This window comes from Candidatus Pelagibacter sp. PS_02 (assembly GCF_059418065.1).
The window spans coordinates 695560-713047 of the sequence record NZ_CM182079.1 but is presented as its reverse complement, the minus strand read 5'-3'; the positions used below and the strand labels follow the sequence as shown (position 1 = coordinate 713047).

Genomic DNA, 17488 nt, shown 5'->3' with positions numbered 1-17488 from the left:
CAAATCTATAATTAAAGTATAATTCTAAGATAATGAACAAGGATATTTTTTTAACAAACAATCTAAACAATAAAAAAGAAAAATTTGTTCCAATAAATAAAGAAAACATTGGAATGTATGTTTGTGGTCCAACCGTTTATGACAACCCACACATTGGGAACGCAAGACCTCTTGTTATTTTTGATATTTTGTTCAAAGTTTTAAAATCAAAATATGGTCATGATAAAATAAATTATATAAGAAATATTACAGACGTTGATGATAAGATAATTAAATCAGCAAAAGAAAAAAATCTTTCAATATCAGAATTAACAAACAATGTTATTAAAGATTTTAATGATGATTGTAATTACTTAAATTTAGATAATCCATCACAACAACCAAAAGCAACAGATCATATTGATCTCATGATTAAAATGATATCAACTTTAATAGAAAAAGATTTTGCTTATGTGGTAAACGACCATGTTTATTTTGAAGTTAGCAAATTTGATGATTATGGAAAATTATCGAATAAAAAACTAGAAGATTTAATTGCAGGATCTAGAGTAGAAGTTTCAGAGAATAAAAAAAAATCAGAAGACTTTGTATTATGGAAACCCTCTAAGGATGATGAACCTTCTTGGGATTCTCCTTGGGGTAAAGGAAGACCTGGTTGGCATTTAGAATGTTCTGCAATGTCTAAAAAATATCTAGGTAACATATTCGATATTCACGGAGGTGGAATTGATTTAATTTTTCCACATCACGAAAATGAAATTGCACAATCAAGATGTGCGAATGATACTAAAGTTTTTGCAAATTATTGGATCCATAACGCATTTATTACTATGTCCAATGAAAAAATGGCTAAATCAACTGGCAACATACTTAAGATTAAAGATTTTAAAGATACTGTTGATGGACAAGTTTTAAAACTTGCTCTTATGAGTGCTCACTACAAACAACCATTAGACTGGAACGAAAAGCTCTTAGAAGATTGCAAAAATACTATTGATAAATGGTATGAAGTTTATTTACCCCCAAAAGACAAAATAGTTTTAGATGAAGATATTTTGTCTCCATTATACGATGATTTGAATACACCTGGCTACATTGCAAAGTTACATCAACTGTATGATAAGGCCTTAAAAGGAGGAAATGAAGAGAAAAGTTTATTTGTATTAGCTTGTAATTTTATTGGTATTTTAAATAAAACAAAAGAAGAGTGGATGGAATTTAAAAAGAAAAAATTATCCATTAATGAAGATGATATTTTGGAAATGATTTCACTTAGAAACAAAGCAAGAGAAGATAAGAATTATAAAGAAGCTGATATCATTAGAGATAAGCTTTTAGATAAAGGGGTTTTAATAGAAGACAAAGATGGTAAAACAATTTGGAAACTAAAATGAGCAAACAACAACTTTTTATATTTGATACAACACTAAGAGATGGTGCACAAACACAAGGTGTAGACTTTTCTGTAGATGATAAATTGAAAATTGCCTCAGCTTTAGATAATTTAGGTGTTGATTATATTGAGGGTGGGTGGCCAGGAGCCAACCCTACGGATACTGAATTTTTTCAAAAAAAACATTCATTTAATAATGCTAAACTAACATCTTTTGGTATGACCAAAAGAACTGGTCGTAGTGCCGATAATGATCCTGGACTATCAGCACTTTTAAACTCAAACACACCGGCAGTTTGTATTGTAGGAAAATCTTGGGATTTTCATGTTGATATAGCACTTGGGATTTCTAATGAAGAAAACTTAGAAAACATTAAAGAGACAGCAAAACACTTTGTTAAAATGAATAAAGAATTCATGTTTGATGCAGAACATTTCTTTGATGGATACAAAGCCAATCCAAATTATGCTTTATCATGTCTTAAAGCAGCATTTGATGAGGGAGCAAGGTGGATTGTTTTATGTGACACTAATGGTGGAACCTTACCTCATGAAATTACAAAAATAGTTACAGAAGTTTCTAAAACTATACCTGGAAAAAATTTAGGGATACATGCACACAATGATACGGGTAATGCAGTTGCGAATTCTTTAGCTGCAGTTTGGGCTGGAGTTAGACAGGTGCAAGGAACCATTAATGGTTTAGGTGAAAGGTGTGGTAATGCTAATTTAATGTCACTAATTCCTACTTTTTTTTTAAAAGAAGATTTTGCAACTAATTTTGAATTAAAAATTAAACCAGACAATATTAAAAAATTAACAGAATGCTCTAGATTGTTAGATGAGATTTTAAATAGAAAACCTAACAAACATCTTCCATACGTTGGTGCTGCTGCTTTTTCTCATAAAGGTGGCCTTCATGTATCAGCGGTTCAAAAAGATCCAAAAACTTACGAACATATTGATCCAGTAGAAGTTGGAAATTCTCGAAACATAGTAGTTTCAGATCAATCTGGAAAATCCAATATAATCTCAAGATTAAAAACTATTGGTATAGAAATAGAAGAGAGCGATCCAAAAATTAAAAAACTTTTAGATGAAGTAAAAGATAGAGAATTTATAGGTTATAGTTATGATGGTGCTGACGCATCTTTTGAATTATTGGCCAGAAGGATTATTAGCAAAATACCAAGGTATATATTGATTAAAGAATACGATGTTTCTGTTAAAAAAGATTCATCAGGCACAATTGTTTCTTCTGCAAAAGCTCAGCTTGAAGTTGATGGTGAAAAAATTATGTGTACGGGTGAAGGAAATGGTCCTGTTAATGCACTAGATAATGCTATTAGACAAAATGTAGATCGATTAAACAAATACTCTAAATATTTAAAAGATTTAAAATTAGTTGATTACAAAGTTAGAATTTTAAATACAGGTACTGAGGCAATCACTAGAGTTTCAATAGAAAGCACAGATTCAAAAGGCAAAAATTGGTTCACCATTGGTGTTTCAGCAAATATAATTGATGCTTCATTTAAAGCATTGGTGGATAGTTTAGATTATAAATTATTTAAAGATAAAGCTCCTGCAAGTCTTTAATGTCTTTTAATAATATCTCATTTATCTTACATCAACCTCAATTATCTGAAAATATTGGAGCTTGTGCTAGAGCTGTTAAAAACTTTAACTTTAAAAAGTTAGTTATTGTTAAACCAAAACCAATTTTCCCAAATGATAAAATTTTAGCAACGTCAGTTGGTGCAAAAGATCTAATTATTAATGCTAAAGTACATGAAACTTTAGAATCTGCTGTAAAAAAGGTAGATTGTGTTATTGCAACATCTGCAAGGTTTAGAAATAAAAATATTAAACATATTAATTTAGACGATTTAAAAAAAATTGATTTTAATAAAAAGATAGCTTTTTTATTTGGCTCTGAGGCATCTGGTTTATCTAATAATGAGATTAGTTATGCTAATTTCACCATGCAAATCCCAACTAACCCTGATTTTAAATCTTTAAACCTGTCACATAGTGTTATTATTATTGCTCATACAGTAGCAAGCATCATTAATCTAAAAGGTGCAAAATATTCTAAATCAAAAAAAGTAACCTTAGCTAGCAAAAAGGATATTCAAGCTATGACTAACTTGTGTATCAAAAAACTAGAGGAAAAACACTTTTTTAAACCCTTGGAGAAGAGACCTATTATGCTTGAAAACTTAAGAAGCATTTTTTCTAAAATGGAGCTTTCTGAGAAAGAAACACGTATTTTATCCAGTGTATTTGCAAGTTTGTCCAAAAAAGGTTGATTGACAAAATAATGAGTAAGTTTATAAACCCACCTATCAAATGACAAAAAGAATAAGCGCTAAACATAAAATAGATAGAAGGTTAAAAATTAACCTATGGGGCAGACCTAAAAGTCCTTTTAATAAAAGGGATTATGGTCCAGGACAACATGGACAAGGTAGAAAAGGAAAACCTTCTGATTACGGAATTCAGCTACAAGCTAAACAAAAATTAAAAGGTTACTACGGTAACATTAACGAAAGACAATTCAGAAATATTTATAAAAAAGCTACCATGTTAAAAGGGGATACCGGTGAAAATTTAATTGGTTTGCTTGAAAGAAGATTAGATTCTGTTGTTTATAGAGCAAGATTTTCAACAACAGTATTTTCAGCGAGACAACTTATTAACCATGGTCACGTAAGAGTTAACGGTAAAAAAGTTAACATTGGAAGTTACGTTGTTAAAGAAGAAGATATAATTGAAATTAGAGATAAATCTAAACAGTTGGCTATAATTGATATTGCTCTAGCTAGTAAAGAAAGAGAAACTCCTGAATACATTAATTTAGATGAAAAAAATAAAAAAGTTACTTTTGTTAGAACACCTAAGTTCGACGAAGTTCCTTATCCAGTAATAATGGAACCTAATCTAGTAATTGAATATTACTCTAGATAATAAATATCCTTTTTTTTAAATAATTCTTTTAATATTGTTCTTAAAATTCCAATAAAATTGTGAATTAATCCTAAGTGAATTTTACATAAATTCATTATATATTTTTTCTTATAAATAAAATTTTTATGAGATTTTAAATGCAACTGGCAAGATATCTAAATAAATTGTTCCAGAAAGATGGTTTTTTATTAATTGATGCAAATTCTAATAAATATATCATAGGCACACCAAAAAATAAAACTCCAATTACAGTTAAGATTTTAGATAAGAAACTCCATTATAAATTATTTTTTAGGCCAGATTTATATTTTGGAGAAGCTTATTCTAATGGAGATATACAAATTGAAAACGGAAGTTTAACTGATTTCTTAGATATAGCGCTTATGAATATAGGAAGAGGTGAATTAAATTTTTTTAGTATGTTGATAAATAAGCTTTATGGATCTTATAGATATTTAACAAACTTTAACTTTATAAAAAAATCAAAAATGAATGTGGCACATCATTATGATCTCTCAGATGATTTATACAGTTTATTTTTAGATCCTAAAAAACAATACTCGTGTGGGTATTTTATAAATGAAAATGATACTTTAGAAGATGCTCAAAATAATAAAATACAACACATAATAAAAAAACTTAATATAAAGCCAAATCAAAAAGTTCTTGATATAGGTTGTGGCTGGGGATCTTTAGCTATTGATATTGCAAAAAGTAATAATTGTGAAGTTACAGGGATTACTCTATCTGAAAATCAGTTTAACTACTGTGTTAAAAAAGCCAAAAAGCTTAATTTAGAAAACCAAGTTACCTTTAAATTAATAGATTATCGTCAGTTAGATGAAAAGTTTGATAGAATTGTAAGTGTTGGAATGTTTGAACATGTGGGTAGGAAGTTTTATAAAAATTTTTTTAAGAAGATTAATAATTTGCTTAATGATGATGGTGTTTCACTAGTTCACACTATTGGCTCAGTTAATCCTCCTAGAGACCCACACCCTTGGATAACTAAGTATATTTTTCCAGGTGGTTATACGCCTAGTCTCAGTGAGGTGGTAACACCTGTTGAGAAAGCTGGATTAATAGTATCTGACATAGAGGTTCTTAAATTACATTATGCTCACACTCTAAGGCACTGGAAAGAAAATTGTATTAAAAATAAAATCCAAATAATTAATATGTTTGATGAAAAGTTTTTTAGGATGTGGGAATTTTATTTAGCTAGCTGTGAAAGTGCTTTTAAATGGGGAGATCAAGTTGTTTATCAGTTCCAACTAACAAAGAACTATATGTCAACTCCTAATACTAGAGATTATATTTATAAGTAATAAATTATTTTTTAAAATTAATTCCTTTATCCTCAAGAACTTTTTTGAGCTCACCGTTTTCATACATTTCCTTAACGATGTCACAGCCACCAACAAATTCACCTTTAATATAAACTTGTGGAATAGTAGGCCAGTCACTAAATTCTTTTATACCTTCTCTCAAAGACTGAGACTCAAGAACATTTATTCCTTTGTAATTTACTTCTAAAATTTTTAACATATTTGACACAGCCATAGAAAATCCACATTGAGGAGCATCTGGCGTTCCTTTCATATATAAACATACTTCGTTCGTGTCTATATGACTTTGAATTAAATTTTTTGTGCTATCGTCCATTATTGTTCCTTTGTTTTAATTGCTAATGCATGAAGTTCGTTACCCATTTTCCCTTTTAAAGAATTGTATACCATTTTGTGTTGTTCAATTTTACTTTTTCCTGAAAATTCTTTAGACGTTATCGTTGCTGAGTAGTGATTGCTATCTCCAGCAAGATCTTGAATTTCTATTATAGCATCTGGTAAAGCTTCTTTAATGAGTGTTTCAACTTCTTTTATATCCATTGCCATTTTAATTTTCCATGTAGTTCGTTAACCAATTTGTATGTGATTTAATTAAATCGTCAATTGATACTTTTGTCTTGTCGTCAATTATTAAACTATCCTCATTTACTAACCCAAGTTCATCAAAATGTACTGAGTTTTCTTGAAGTATTTTAGTAGCATTTTCTAGATCATCTTTACTAATTTCAATAATGTATCTTCCTTGATCTTCACCAAATAAGTATTCAAATTGATTAATTAAGTAATTAGATTTTTTAAGAGTTGCACCTTTTTTACCTTTAATACACATTTTAGAAAGAGCAGTAATTATTCCACCTAAAGAAACATCGTGAGCAGATTTTATAAATTTTTTATCAATAAGCTTTAAAATTGTTTCACCATTATTTTTTTCATTAAAAAGATTAATTTCAGGAGGAGGTCCATTTTTTTCATTTAGAATATCTCTTGCAAATAAACTTTGATCCAAGTGACCTTCAGTTTTACCAATAACTAAAAGTATATTATCAGCTTCTTTTAAATCCATTGTAACCATGTTTTGGTAATCTTTAATTAAACCAACCCCCCCAATTGCTGGTGTAGGTTTAATCCCAATATCTTTAGTTTGGTTGTAAAATGAAACGTTTCCAGAAACTACTGGAAACTCTAAGTAAGCACTCGCTTCCCCTAAACCTTGAACACACTCAACAAACTCACCCATATTTTCTTCATTTTCAGGACTACCAAAATTTAAGCAATTAGTAATAGCAATTGGTTTAGCACCAACTGAAATTAAGTTTCTCCAGCTTTCACAAACAATTTGCTTTCCACCACTCAATGGATGAGCCCAACAATATACAGCAGATGAATCTACAGATGCAGCAACAGCTTTATTGGTACCATGAACTCTAACAACACCAGCATCTCCGCCAGGTTTTTGAATAGTATCACCCATAACGGTATGATCGTATTGTTGCCAAATCCACTCTTTGCTACAAACATTTGGATTAGATAATATTTTATTTAAAACATTTTTTACTTTTAAGGTTTTAAATTGTTCTTTATCAACTTTAATTCTTTTAGGTAATTTAGCTTTTTTCCATTTTCGATCATACATAGGTGAGTTTTCAACCAATGTGTTAACAGGAATATCTGCTACTTTTTCTTCATTAAAATAAAGTTCAATTTTTTTACTTTTTGTTGTTTGACCAATTACAGCAAAATCTAAATTCCATTTATCAAATATTTTTTTAGCCATTTCTTCTTTGCCATTTTCTAAAACAATAAGCATTCGCTCTTGGCTTTCTGATAACATAATTTCATAAGGTGACATGTTTGCCTCTCTACAAGGAACTTTACTTAAATTGATCTCAATTCCTAAATTTCCTTTTGAAGCCATTTCAATACTTGAAGAAGTTAATCCTGCAGCACCCATATCCTGAATAGCAATAATCGAATCTCCTGCCATTAATTCTAAACAAGCTTCTAATAATAGTTTTTCTGTAAAAGGATCACCAACTTGAACAGTCGGTTTTTTTTCTTCAATTTTATCATCAAATGAAGCTGATGCCATGCTTGCACCATGAATTCCATCTCGACCTGTTTTTGAACCAACATAGATCACAGGTTTCCCTAAACCTGCAGCTTTTGAATAAAAAATTTTATCTTTTTTTACATGACCTAGGGTCATAGCATTTACTAAAATATTACCATTATAAGATTCGTCAAAACTAGTTTGACCAGCAATTGTTGGAACCCCCATACAATTACCATATCCACCTATACCGTGAACAACTCCACGTAATAAATTCTTAGTTTTTTTATGCTGAGGTGAGCCAAAATGAATTGAGTTTAAATTAGCTATTGGTCTTGCTCCCATTGTAAAGACATCTCTCATAATTCCACCAACACCCGTTGCGGCACCTTGATAAGGTTCAATAAATGAAGGGTGATTATGACTTTCAATTTTAAATACTATTGCATCATCATCGCCAATATCAATAACACCAGCATTTTCACCAGGACCTTGAATTACGTTTTTTCCTTTAGTAGGTAAGTTTTTAAGATGAAATCTTGAAGATTTATAAGAACAATGCTCATTCCACATTGCTGAGAAAATACCAAGCTCAGTAATATTGGGAACTCTTTTTAACAAATCACAGATTTTTTTATATTCATCTTTTTTTAAACCATGATCAATTGCAAGCTGTTCGTTAACTATCATTATTTTAAATTATTAATTAAGTTTTGAAAAAAAATTGAACCATCTTCACCTGAAAGAGCAGGGTCTATCATTCTTTCTGGATGAGGCATCATTCCTAAAACATTTTTTTGTTTATTAAACACACCAGCTATATTTTGTAATGAACCATTTGGATTAGATTGTTCATTAACATTTCCGTTTTCATCTGAATAAAATAAAGCTATTTGGTTATTGTCATTAATTTCTTTAATTTGATCATTAGAGCAAAAGTAATTTCCCTCATTATGAGCTATATGAAACTCGTAGATGTTTTTTTTATCATCTTTAAAATAAGAGTTATCTTTATTGTTAGCTTTAACAAAAACATTTTTGCAAATAAATTCTAAATATTTATTTCTAAGCAGCACACCAGGCAGTAATCCAGATTCAACTAAAATTTGAAACCCATTACAAACTCCCATAACTTTACCACCCCCTTGAGCAAAGTTTAGAACCGATTTCATAATTTTTGATTTTGATGCCATACTTCCACATCTAAGGTAATCCCCGTATGAAAAACCACCTGGTAAAACTACTAAATCACTTTTTGGCAGCTCAACATCGTCATGCCAAACCATTTTGTTTTTAAAACCAAACTTCTTTAAAGCAACATCCATGTCTCTATCACAATTAGATCCAGGAAAGGTTATTACAGATGAATGCATTTTTTATTATTGTGATCCAATAATTTTAAAGTCTTCTATCACTAAGTTTGCTAAAAGTTTCTTACACATTTCTTCAACTTTTTTTTCAGCTTTTTTCTTATCGTCTTCTTTAGTGTCAATTTCAAAATATTTTCCTTGTCTTACTTCATTAATCCCTTCAAATCCCATACCGTCCAGGGTTTGATGGATAACTTTACCTTGAGGATCTAAAACATCTTTTTTAAGTGTTATAATTACAGATATTTTCATATTATTTTCTTTTTTTAACTGATCTTAACTTTGTAACATTAACAGCACTTAAATTTGATTGCTCATGCAATATACCAAGTCTTTTTGCAACTTCAGTATATGCAGGTATTAAATCACCCAAATCTTTACGAAATCTATCTTTATCTAGTTTTTTATCAGTAATACTGTCCCATAATCTGCAAGTGTCAGGACTAATCTCATCAGCCAGAATAACCTCATTTTTCCCATTTTCTTTAAGTCTTCCAAATTCAAGTTTGAAATCAATTAGTTTAATCCCAACTCCTCTAAACATTCCAATCATAAAATCATTAATTCTAAGAATCATTTTTTTAACTTTTTCTAATTCAGATTTTGTAGCCCAATCAAAAGCTAAAATATGCTCTTCAGCAATAAGTGGATCACCTAATTTATCATCTTTAAGGCAATACTCTAATAGTGGCTGTTTTAGAACTGTTCCATCCTCGATACCTAATCTTTTAGTAATAGAGCCTGTTGCAACATTACGAACAATGAATTCAATAGGTATAATTTCAACTAATTTGATAATTTGTTCTCTCATATTTAGTCTTTTTACTAAATGATTTTTAATCCCAATTTGAGTTAAGTTTGATAAAATATGTTCTGAAATTCTATTGTTTAAAACACCTTTGCCTTCAATTGTTGATTTTTTCAAATTATTAAAAGCAGTTGCATCATCTTTGAAATATTGAATAACCAAATTTTTATCAGATGTTGCGTAAATTATTTTAGCTTTACCTTCGTATAATTTTTTACCTTTTTTCATTATTTGAATACTCTTCTAAAAATTAAATCTACGTTTTTAAAATGCGATGAATAATTGAATATAGCCCTTAATCTTTTTGATGAAATTTTAGCCATTATGAATTTATCATCTGATATAACATCAAATAAATTTAGATTTTCTGCAAAACATTTTTTTGCATAATTTTGAACCATTTTGTAAGATTGTTCTCTACTTAAACCTGATTTTGTTAGCTCTAACATTACTTCTTGTGAAAAAATTAAACCTTTAGTTATATTTAAATTTTCAATCATTTTTTTTGGATAGACAATCATTTTATCTAAAATATTACTTAGTCTTGCTAAAGCAAAATCTAAGGTAATATTTGCGTCTGGACCAATATTTCTTTCAACACTTGAGTGAGAAATATCTCTTTCATGCCATAGTGCAATATTTTCAAGAGCAGGGATAACAGCACTTCGAACCATTCTAGCAAGTCCTGTTAAATTTTCACTTAAGATTGGATTTTTTTTATGAGGCATTGCAGAAGAACCTTTTTGATCCTTTGAAAAAAACTCTTGCACTTCATAAACTTCAGTTCTCTGTAAATGTCTAATCTCAACTGCAACTCTTTCAACTGATCCTGCAATAATTCCAAGAATTGAAAAATAAAAAGCATGCCTATCTCTTGGTATTACCTGTGTTGATATAGGCTCAACTTTTAATCCAAGTTTTTTTGCTACATGTTTTTCAACATTAGGATTAATATTTGCAAATGTGCCAACAGCACCAGAGATTGCGCATGTTGAAATTTCATCAATTGCATCAACTAATCTTTTTCTATTTCTCTTAAACTCCTCATAAAATGATGCTAATTTTAAACCAAAAGTTATAGGTTCAGCGTGAATTCCGTGACTTCTACCCATGCAAGGAGTGTATTTGTATTTTTTGGCTTGTTTCTTTAAAACTTTTAGAATTTGATCAATATCACTGAGTAGAATTTTACCTGATTGAACTAATTGAATATTTAAACTGGTATCCAAAACATCAGAAGAGGTCATACCTTGGTGAAGGTATCTTGCTTTAATCCCTGCTTTTTCAGTAATAGAGGTTAAAAATGCTATTACATCGTGCTTAACTTTACTCTCAATTTGATGAATTCTTTTAACGTTTATTTTAGCTTTTTTTCTAACAACTGATGCAACACCTTTAGGAATTTGACCTAATTTTTCCATGGCTTCTGCTGCTGCAACCTCTACATCGAGCCAAATTTGGTATTTGTTTTGTTCTGACCATATGTCAGTTAGTTGTTTTCTAGAATATCGTTCAATCATTAATTATAAGTAAGGGGGCTTAGAATAACCTTTAACAGATTCTGTAAAGATTTCATAACCATTTTGAGTAATACCTAGCGTATGCTCAAATTGTGCTGATAAAGATTTGTCTTTTGTAACTGCTGTCCAGCCATCTTTTAGCATCTTCACATCCCATTCACCGATATTTATCATAGGCTCAATTGTAAAAGTCATTCCAGGTCTAAGTTCCATCCCTGTATTTCTTCTTCCATAATGTAAAATATTAGGTGGTTCGTGGAATGTTGTGCTTATTCCATGACCACAAAAATCTCTAACAACAGAGTAGCCTTTTTTTTCAACAAAAGATTGTATTTCATATCCAATGTCACCCAATTTTAATCCTGGCTTTAATAAATTAATTGCTCTCATCATCGACTCGTATGTAGCATCAATTAAGTTATTAACTTTAATAGGAGTTTTTCCAACACAAAACATTCGACTTGTATCACCATAATGTTCATCAACTATAGCTGTTACATCAACATTTAAGGCATCACCTTCAACTAAAACTCTATCAGAAGGTATACCGTGACAGACAACATGATTTAAAGAAGTGCATAATGATTTTTTAAAACCTCTATAAAATAGTGGAGCTGAGTAACCACCGTTGTCCCTAATAAATTCATATCCTAGTTTATCTACAAACTCTGTAGTTACACCTGGCTTAATATTATCTGTAAGCATATCAAGAGTTCTTGCTGCAAGATTTCCAGCAACTCTCATCTTTTCAAATTTTTCTAAATAATCAGGCATTATTAATTTTAATTTTTTTATCTATTTTAATTTCTTTTGAATTTATTTTACATTGATAAGCTAAAAAGTTAACTCCAGCTTTTTTTGCAAGTAAATAATTTTTATAATATTCTTTATCAATGTCTTTTGCTATTTTAAAATTATTCACACCCTCTATTTGGACTAAAAATAATAGATAGGATTTATAGCCCTTTTTAACTGCCTCTATAAGTGTTTTTAAATGCTTTGACCCTCTAGTGGTAACGGCATCTGGAAATTCTGCAGTTTTTTCTTCTCTGAATAAAGTAACATTTTTAACTTCTACAAATATTTTTTGTTTATTTTTTTCAACTAAAAAATCAAACCGTGTTTCTTTATCAAAAAATACCTCAGCCTTGATACTGTCATTGTTTGCAACTTCTTTAACTAGATTATTTACTAAACCATGGAAGGCAATTTTATTTGCAAAATGAGTATTAACACCAACTAAATTTTTTTTAACTTTAACTATTTCAAGAGTATATTTTAATTTTCTTTTTGGGTCATCATTTTTAGATACATAAACCTCATTTCCTTCATCTAATAAGCCCTTCATAGATCCAGTATTAGGGCAATGCGCTGTAACAATTTCCTTGCCAATTTTAACGTCTGCAAAAAACCTCTTATAACGTTTGATCAGTTTGCCTTTTATTAAAGCTTTGGTAAATTCCATATTTAAATTGTATATTTAATAATGACCCAAAATACAAAATTTAATGCAGCAATACTTATTATTGGTAATGAGATCCTATCTGGAAGAACGCAAGACACTAATACCAGCACAATTGCACAATGGTTAAACTCAATTGGTGTAAAAGTTAACGAGGTTAGGGTTATTCCAGATATAGAAAATACAATTATTGAGACCGTTAATCATTTAAGAAAAGTTAATAATTATGTATTTACAACTGGTGGTATAGGACCAACTCATGATGATATTACTGCTCAGTCTATTTCTAAAGCATTTAATCTTGAGTATGAAATTCATAAAGAAGCTTTTAAAATATTAGAAGCTTACTACAAAGTAGGTGAATTTAATGAAGGTCGACAAAAAATGGTATGGATGCCACGTAATGCTAATTTAATATTAAATCCAACAAGTGGTGCTCCAGGATTTAATATAGAAAACGTTTTTTGCTTACCAGGAGTTCCTTCAATTTTAAAATCAATGTTGGGTGGATTAAAAAACAAGATAGTAGGGGGAGATCCAATATTAAGCCATACAATAAGTTTAAAAACTGTTGAAAGTGAAATTGCAAACTCTTTAACCAATGTTCAAGACAACAATAAAGATGTTGAAATTGGAAGTTACCCATTTTTTCATGCAGGAAAATTAGGCGTATCAATAGTAATAAGATCTGAAGACCAACTTAAAATTGATAAGTGTAGTTCTGAAGTATTAGAGTTTGTTAATCAAAAAAAAATAGAAGTAGTTGTTAGATAGTTTAATGCTTTATTTTGCTTACGGAAGTAATCTTAATCATTTTCAAATGAAAAGAAGATGCAAGGACAGTGTCTTTTTAAAAAAAATTAATTTAACTAATTTTAAACTAACCTTTAGAAGCAAATATAGAGCTGCTGATATAGAACCTAAAAAAAACTCAATTGTTCCTGGTGCTTTATTTGAAATATCTAAAAGTGATGAAAAAAAATTAGATGTTTATGAAGATTATCCAGTTCTATATAAAAAATATTATTTTACTTATTATGGTAAAAAAGTAATGACCTATACCATGACTAAAAAAACTTTATTTGCATATCCAACAGAACGATATTTAAATGTTGTAAAGAGAGGTTATAAAGATTGTAATTTAGATAATCGTATTCTTAAAAAAGCATTAAAAGCTTAATTAAAATATTGATATGATTTGTTAACAAAAAGAAGTTGAGTTATAAATAAAAACAGTTAAACAAATGAAAATAGTACATGCCCTCGTGGTGAAATTGGTAGACACAACGGACTTAAAATCCGTGCCTTTTTGGAGTGCCAGTTCGAGTCTGGCCGAGGGCACCACTAAATGAGAGATAAAGTATATTTAGTATTTGATAAAACCAAAGTCTCTCTTAAGATTAAATCAATTCTTATTAAAAAAGTTAACATTACATCTTTAAGAAAATCCAACATAATAATTGTTCTAGGAGGAGATGGTTTCATGCTTCAAACTTTAAAAAAATTACATAAATATAAAAAACCTTTCTATGGAATTAATTCTGGAAACTATGGTTTTTTGATGAATAAGTTTTCTAATGAAAACTTTATTAAAAATTTGAATATCTCTAATAGTGTTAAAATTTATCCTCTACAAATGACTGTGACTAATAAAAAAAATCAAACAAAAAAATCAATAGCTATCAATGAGGTGTCAATATTAAGACAAAGTAAGCAAGCATCATCAATTTCGATTACTGCTAATAATAAAAATATTATTAAAAATCTAATCTCTGATGGCGTTTTAGTTTCAACACCTGCAGGTAGTACGGCTTATAATTTATCAGCACATGGACCAATTCTAAATTTAGATTCAAGAAAGCTAGCAGTAACTCCGATTAGTCCTTTTAGACCTAGAAGATGGAAGGGTACAATTATTAGTGATAAATCTAAAATTTTAATAAAAAATTTAGATACAAATAAAAGACCTATCAGCGCTGTTGCAGATAATTTTGAGGTTAGAAATGCAAAAACAATTAAAATTCAAGCCAATAAAAAAATTAGCTTTGAATTATTATATGATAAAAATAACAGTCTTCACAAAAAAATAAAGATTGAACAAACGCGTAAAGAAACTTCAAATAATTAAGTGATGGTGCCCCCGCACGGAGTCGAACCGCGGACCTATTGATTACAAATCAATTGCTCTACCAGCTGAGCTACAAGGGCATAAACGATTTCTATTAAGAAATCTTAGACTAATCAAGAATTTTTTTTCAAATAACTTAAATGATGAAACACAATCGCTGCACTATTTGAGATATTTAAGCTTTCTACATCCTTATTTATGTCAATCTTCACAAAAAAATCTGTGTACTTTCCAGTATGTTCTCTCATACCGAAACCTTCAGATCCAAATAAAAGAACATTCTTTCCTTCCCATTTAATTTCTGTAAAGTCTTTTTCTCCTCTTGCATCAAACCCATAAACCCAAAAATTCTTTTCTCTTAAATTTTTAAGTGTTGAATTTATGTTTGATACTTCAAAAATATTAATATGCTCCATGCATCCACTTGCGGCTTTATACATAAGCTTACTATCAGACGGGAATTGTCTTTCTTTAACTATTAATCCATCTATATGAAATGAAGAAGCACTTCTAATTAACGATCCAATATTTCTAGGATCTGTTACTTCATCTATGCAAACAAATGTTAATTCATTTTTTCCTTTTATAAATTCTTTTAAGTCGGGTTGATCGATATGCTCAACTTCTGCAATGTACCCACCGTGCATAATTTGATCTTTAGAGGTATACTTATCTAATTCTTTTTTTGATTTAAAATAGACTTTAACGTCTTCAAGGACATTCTTCTTTGGGTTTTTTCTATGAATATTTTTTTTACTTTCTTCTGTTAAAAAAACTTTTAAAACCTTTCTTTTTGGGTTTCTTAAAGCCTCAATTACAGCATGTTGACCAACGATTAAAAAAGATGATTTATTCATAAAATTATCTTTGTTTTATACGTATTTTCCTCCATTTTCACAGTAAATCTCGTGTTGCAATTGCATAATAAAAATATATAAAACGCATGTTGTTTGAAGCTTTATTGAGCAAGGGGACACTTCCCCAAAAAGGAGGGGTTCCAGAGCGGTCAAATGGGGCGGGCTGTAAACCCGTTGACTTCGGTCTTCGAAAGTTCGAATCTTTCCCCCTCCACCAATCAATAAAATTTTTTATAACAATGGAGTGTTATTCTTGATGTTGTGCGGGTGTAGTTCAATGGTAGAACGCTAGCCTTCCAAGCTGGATGTAAGAGTTCGATTCTCTTTACCCGCTCCAAGAAAAAAAGAAATTATTAATAAAACTAAAACTGAGGTAAAAACGTAATGTCAAAAGAAAAGTTCGTAAGAAATAAACCACACTGTAACATCGGTACAATTGGTCATGTCGACCATGGTAAGACAACATTAACAGCTGCTATCACAATTACATTAGCAGAACTTGGTGGAGGAAAAGCTGTTGCTTACGATCAGATTGATAAAGCCCCTGAAGAAAAAGAAAGAGGGATTACAATTTCAACTGCTCACGTTGAATATGAAACTGAAAAAAGACACTACGCACACGTTGATTGCCCAGGTCACGCTGACTATGTAAAAAACATGATTACCGGTGCAGCTCAAATGGATGGAGCTATCTTAGTGGTTAATGCTGCTGATGGTCCTATGCCTCAAACTAGAGAACACATTCTTTTAGGAAGACAAGTTGGTATTCCTGCAATTGTTGTTTACTTAAATAAAGTAGATCAAGTTGATGATAAAGATATGATTGAACTTGTTGAAGAAGAAATTAGAGAACTTTTAACTTCATACAAATATCCAGGTGATAAAACTCCTATCGTTAAAGGATCTGCATTAGCTGCTGTTGAAGGTAGAGATGAAGAAATTGGAAAAAATTCTATTATAGAATTAATGAAAGCTGTTGATGAATTTATTCCTCAACCAACTAGAGATATTGACAAACCTTTCCTAATGCCTGTTGAGGATGTTTTCTCAATTTCAGGTAGAGGAACTGTTGCAACTGGAAGAATTGAATCTGGTGTTATTAAAACTGGTGAAGAAGTTGAAATTGTAGGGGTTACTGCAACTAAAAAATCAGTTTGTACTGGTGTTGAAATGTTCAGAAAACTTTTAGATTCTGGTGAAGCAGGGGATAACGTTGGTATACTATTAAGAGGTGTTGAACGTGATGACATTCAAAGAGGACAAGTTCTTTGTAAACCTGCTTCAATTACACCACACACTAAATTTGAAGCTCAGGCCTATGTACTTAAAAAAGATGAGGGTGGAAGACACACTCCTTTCTTTACTAAATACAGACCTCAGTTTTACTTTAGAACAACTGATGTAACTGGAGAAGTTACATTACCAGCTGGAACTGAAATGGTTATGCCTGGTGATGACGCTAAATTCACTGTTACATTAATTACTCCAATTGCGATGAGCGAAAAATTAAACTTTGCTATTCGTGAAGGTGGTAGAACAGTTGGAGCTGGAGTAGTAACTAAAATTATAGAGTAAACTCTA

General features: G+C 30.2%; 19 protein-coding genes and 4 tRNA genes. 12 read left to right on the top strand and 11 right to left on the bottom strand.

Features of this window, described 5'->3' with window-relative positions:
- Window positions 1-32 precede the first annotated feature (32 nt).
- The 5 genes from cysS (at window position 33) to AC5SL4_RS03790 (ending at window position 5691) form a co-directional block, all read left to right on the top strand.
- Window positions 33-1394, top strand: a complete 1362-nt coding sequence (gene cysS / locus AC5SL4_RS03810) for a cysteine--tRNA ligase (RefSeq protein WP_494587095.1) — start codon at window positions 33-35, stop codon at window positions 1392-1394.
- Window positions 1391-2992, top strand: coding sequence for a citramalate synthase (gene cimA, locus AC5SL4_RS03805; protein ID WP_271616015.1), 1602 nt, complete (start codon window positions 1391-1393; stop codon window positions 2990-2992). The genes cysS and cimA overlap by 4 nt, the downstream gene beginning before the upstream one ends.
- On the top strand, window positions 2992-3705 hold the full coding sequence (locus AC5SL4_RS03800) for an RNA methyltransferase (RefSeq protein WP_271499695.1): 714 nt from the start codon (window positions 2992-2994) through the stop codon (window positions 3703-3705). The genes cimA and AC5SL4_RS03800 overlap by 1 nt, the downstream gene beginning before the upstream one ends.
- 40 nt (window positions 3706-3745) lie before the next feature.
- The gene (rpsD, locus tag AC5SL4_RS03795; RefSeq protein WP_006996782.1) at window positions 3746-4363 is read left to right on the top strand and encodes a 30S ribosomal protein S4; all 618 of its coding nucleotides are present in this window, start codon (window positions 3746-3748) and stop codon (window positions 4361-4363) included.
- A 137-nt stretch (window positions 4364-4500) separates the two neighbouring features.
- Window positions 4501-5691 (top strand): class I SAM-dependent methyltransferase, encoded by a 1191-nt coding sequence (locus AC5SL4_RS03790; protein WP_494587094.1) that lies wholly within the window; start codon window positions 4501-4503, stop codon window positions 5689-5691.
- Between the two features lie 4 nt (window positions 5692-5695).
- On the opposite strand, the gene grxD is transcribed toward AC5SL4_RS03790, so the two are convergent.
- From grxD to sfsA, 9 genes are read right to left on the bottom strand one after another with little or no spacing between them, the layout of a single operon-like run.
- The gene (gene grxD, locus AC5SL4_RS03785) at window positions 5696-6028 is read right to left on the bottom strand and encodes a Grx4 family monothiol glutaredoxin (protein ID WP_494587093.1); all 333 of its coding nucleotides are present in this window, start codon (window positions 6026-6028) and stop codon (window positions 5696-5698) included.
- Window positions 6028-6258: a BolA/IbaG family iron-sulfur metabolism protein gene (locus AC5SL4_RS03780; protein WP_006996786.1), complete on the bottom strand. Its 231-nt coding sequence runs from the start codon at window positions 6256-6258 to the stop codon at window positions 6028-6030. Before AC5SL4_RS03780 ends, grxD begins: the two co-directional genes overlap by 1 nt.
- A gap of 1 nt (window position 6259) precedes the next feature.
- Complete coding sequence (purL, locus tag AC5SL4_RS03775; protein WP_494587092.1) at window positions 6260-8452, bottom strand: phosphoribosylformylglycinamidine synthase subunit PurL; 2193 nt, start codon at window positions 8450-8452, stop codon at window positions 6260-6262.
- A complete protein-coding gene (gene purQ / locus AC5SL4_RS03770; protein ID WP_006996788.1) occupies window positions 8452-9135 on the bottom strand; it encodes a phosphoribosylformylglycinamidine synthase I in 684 nt (227 codons plus the stop codon). The genes purL and purQ overlap by 1 nt, the downstream gene beginning before the upstream one ends.
- Window positions 9136-9141: 6 nt before the next feature.
- A complete protein-coding gene (purS, locus tag AC5SL4_RS03765; protein WP_006996789.1) occupies window positions 9142-9384 on the bottom strand; it encodes a phosphoribosylformylglycinamidine synthase subunit PurS in 243 nt (80 codons plus the stop codon).
- Window position 9385: 1 nt separating this feature from the next.
- Window positions 9386-10168, bottom strand: a complete 783-nt coding sequence (gene purC / locus AC5SL4_RS03760; RefSeq protein WP_006996790.1) for a phosphoribosylaminoimidazolesuccinocarboxamide synthase — start codon at window positions 10166-10168, stop codon at window positions 9386-9388.
- Complete coding sequence (purB, locus tag AC5SL4_RS03755; protein WP_006996791.1) at window positions 10168-11460, bottom strand: adenylosuccinate lyase; 1293 nt, start codon at window positions 11458-11460, stop codon at window positions 10168-10170. The genes purC and purB overlap by 1 nt, the downstream gene beginning before the upstream one ends.
- Window positions 11461-11463: 3 nt before the next feature.
- Window positions 11464-12234: a type I methionyl aminopeptidase gene (gene map, locus AC5SL4_RS03750; protein WP_494587091.1), complete on the bottom strand. Its 771-nt coding sequence runs from the start codon at window positions 12232-12234 to the stop codon at window positions 11464-11466.
- Window positions 12227-12925 (bottom strand): DNA/RNA nuclease SfsA, encoded by a 699-nt coding sequence (gene sfsA, locus AC5SL4_RS03745; protein ID WP_494587090.1) that lies wholly within the window; start codon window positions 12923-12925, stop codon window positions 12227-12229. Before sfsA ends, map begins: the two co-directional genes overlap by 8 nt.
- A gap of 21 nt (window positions 12926-12946) precedes the next feature.
- On the opposite strand from sfsA, the gene AC5SL4_RS03740 reads away from it, so the two are divergent.
- The 4 genes from AC5SL4_RS03740 to AC5SL4_RS03725 all read left to right on the top strand — a co-directional run bounded on the left by AC5SL4_RS03740 (window position 12947) and on the right by AC5SL4_RS03725 (window position 15050).
- Window positions 12947-13696, top strand: a complete 750-nt coding sequence (locus tag AC5SL4_RS03740; RefSeq protein ID WP_018414180.1) for a competence/damage-inducible protein A — start codon at window positions 12947-12949, stop codon at window positions 13694-13696.
- Window positions 13697-13700: 4 nt separating this feature from the next.
- Window positions 13701-14102, top strand: a complete 402-nt coding sequence (locus tag AC5SL4_RS03735) for a gamma-glutamylcyclotransferase family protein (protein ID WP_011282161.1) — start codon at window positions 13701-13703, stop codon at window positions 14100-14102.
- 79 nt (window positions 14103-14181) lie between these two features.
- Window positions 14182-14266, top strand: a tRNA-Leu gene (locus AC5SL4_RS03730).
- 4 nt (window positions 14267-14270) lie between these two features.
- The gene (locus tag AC5SL4_RS03725; RefSeq protein WP_006996796.1) at window positions 14271-15050 is read left to right on the top strand and encodes an NAD kinase; all 780 of its coding nucleotides are present in this window, start codon (window positions 14271-14273) and stop codon (window positions 15048-15050) included.
- A gap of 4 nt (window positions 15051-15054) precedes the next feature.
- Here AC5SL4_RS03725 and AC5SL4_RS03720 read toward each other — a convergent pair.
- Both AC5SL4_RS03720 and rlmB read right to left on the bottom strand, forming a co-directional pair.
- Window positions 15055-15130, bottom strand: a tRNA-Thr gene (locus AC5SL4_RS03720).
- A gap of 33 nt (window positions 15131-15163) precedes the next feature.
- Window positions 15164-15907, bottom strand: a complete 744-nt coding sequence (gene rlmB, locus AC5SL4_RS03715; RefSeq protein WP_006996797.1) for a 23S rRNA (guanosine(2251)-2'-O)-methyltransferase RlmB — start codon at window positions 15905-15907, stop codon at window positions 15164-15166.
- Between the two features lie 131 nt (window positions 15908-16038).
- Here rlmB and AC5SL4_RS03710 point away from each other — a divergent pair.
- From AC5SL4_RS03710 to tuf, 3 genes are all read left to right on the top strand, one after another.
- Window positions 16039-16124 (top strand) — tRNA-Tyr (locus tag AC5SL4_RS03710).
- Between the two features lie 46 nt (window positions 16125-16170).
- Window positions 16171-16244: transfer RNA gene (locus tag AC5SL4_RS03705), tRNA-Gly, on the top strand.
- A 47-nt stretch (window positions 16245-16291) separates the two neighbouring features.
- The gene (tuf, locus tag AC5SL4_RS03700) at window positions 16292-17482 is read left to right on the top strand and encodes an elongation factor Tu (RefSeq protein WP_006996798.1); all 1191 of its coding nucleotides are present in this window, start codon (window positions 16292-16294) and stop codon (window positions 17480-17482) included.
- Window positions 17483-17488: the final 6 nt, after the last annotated feature.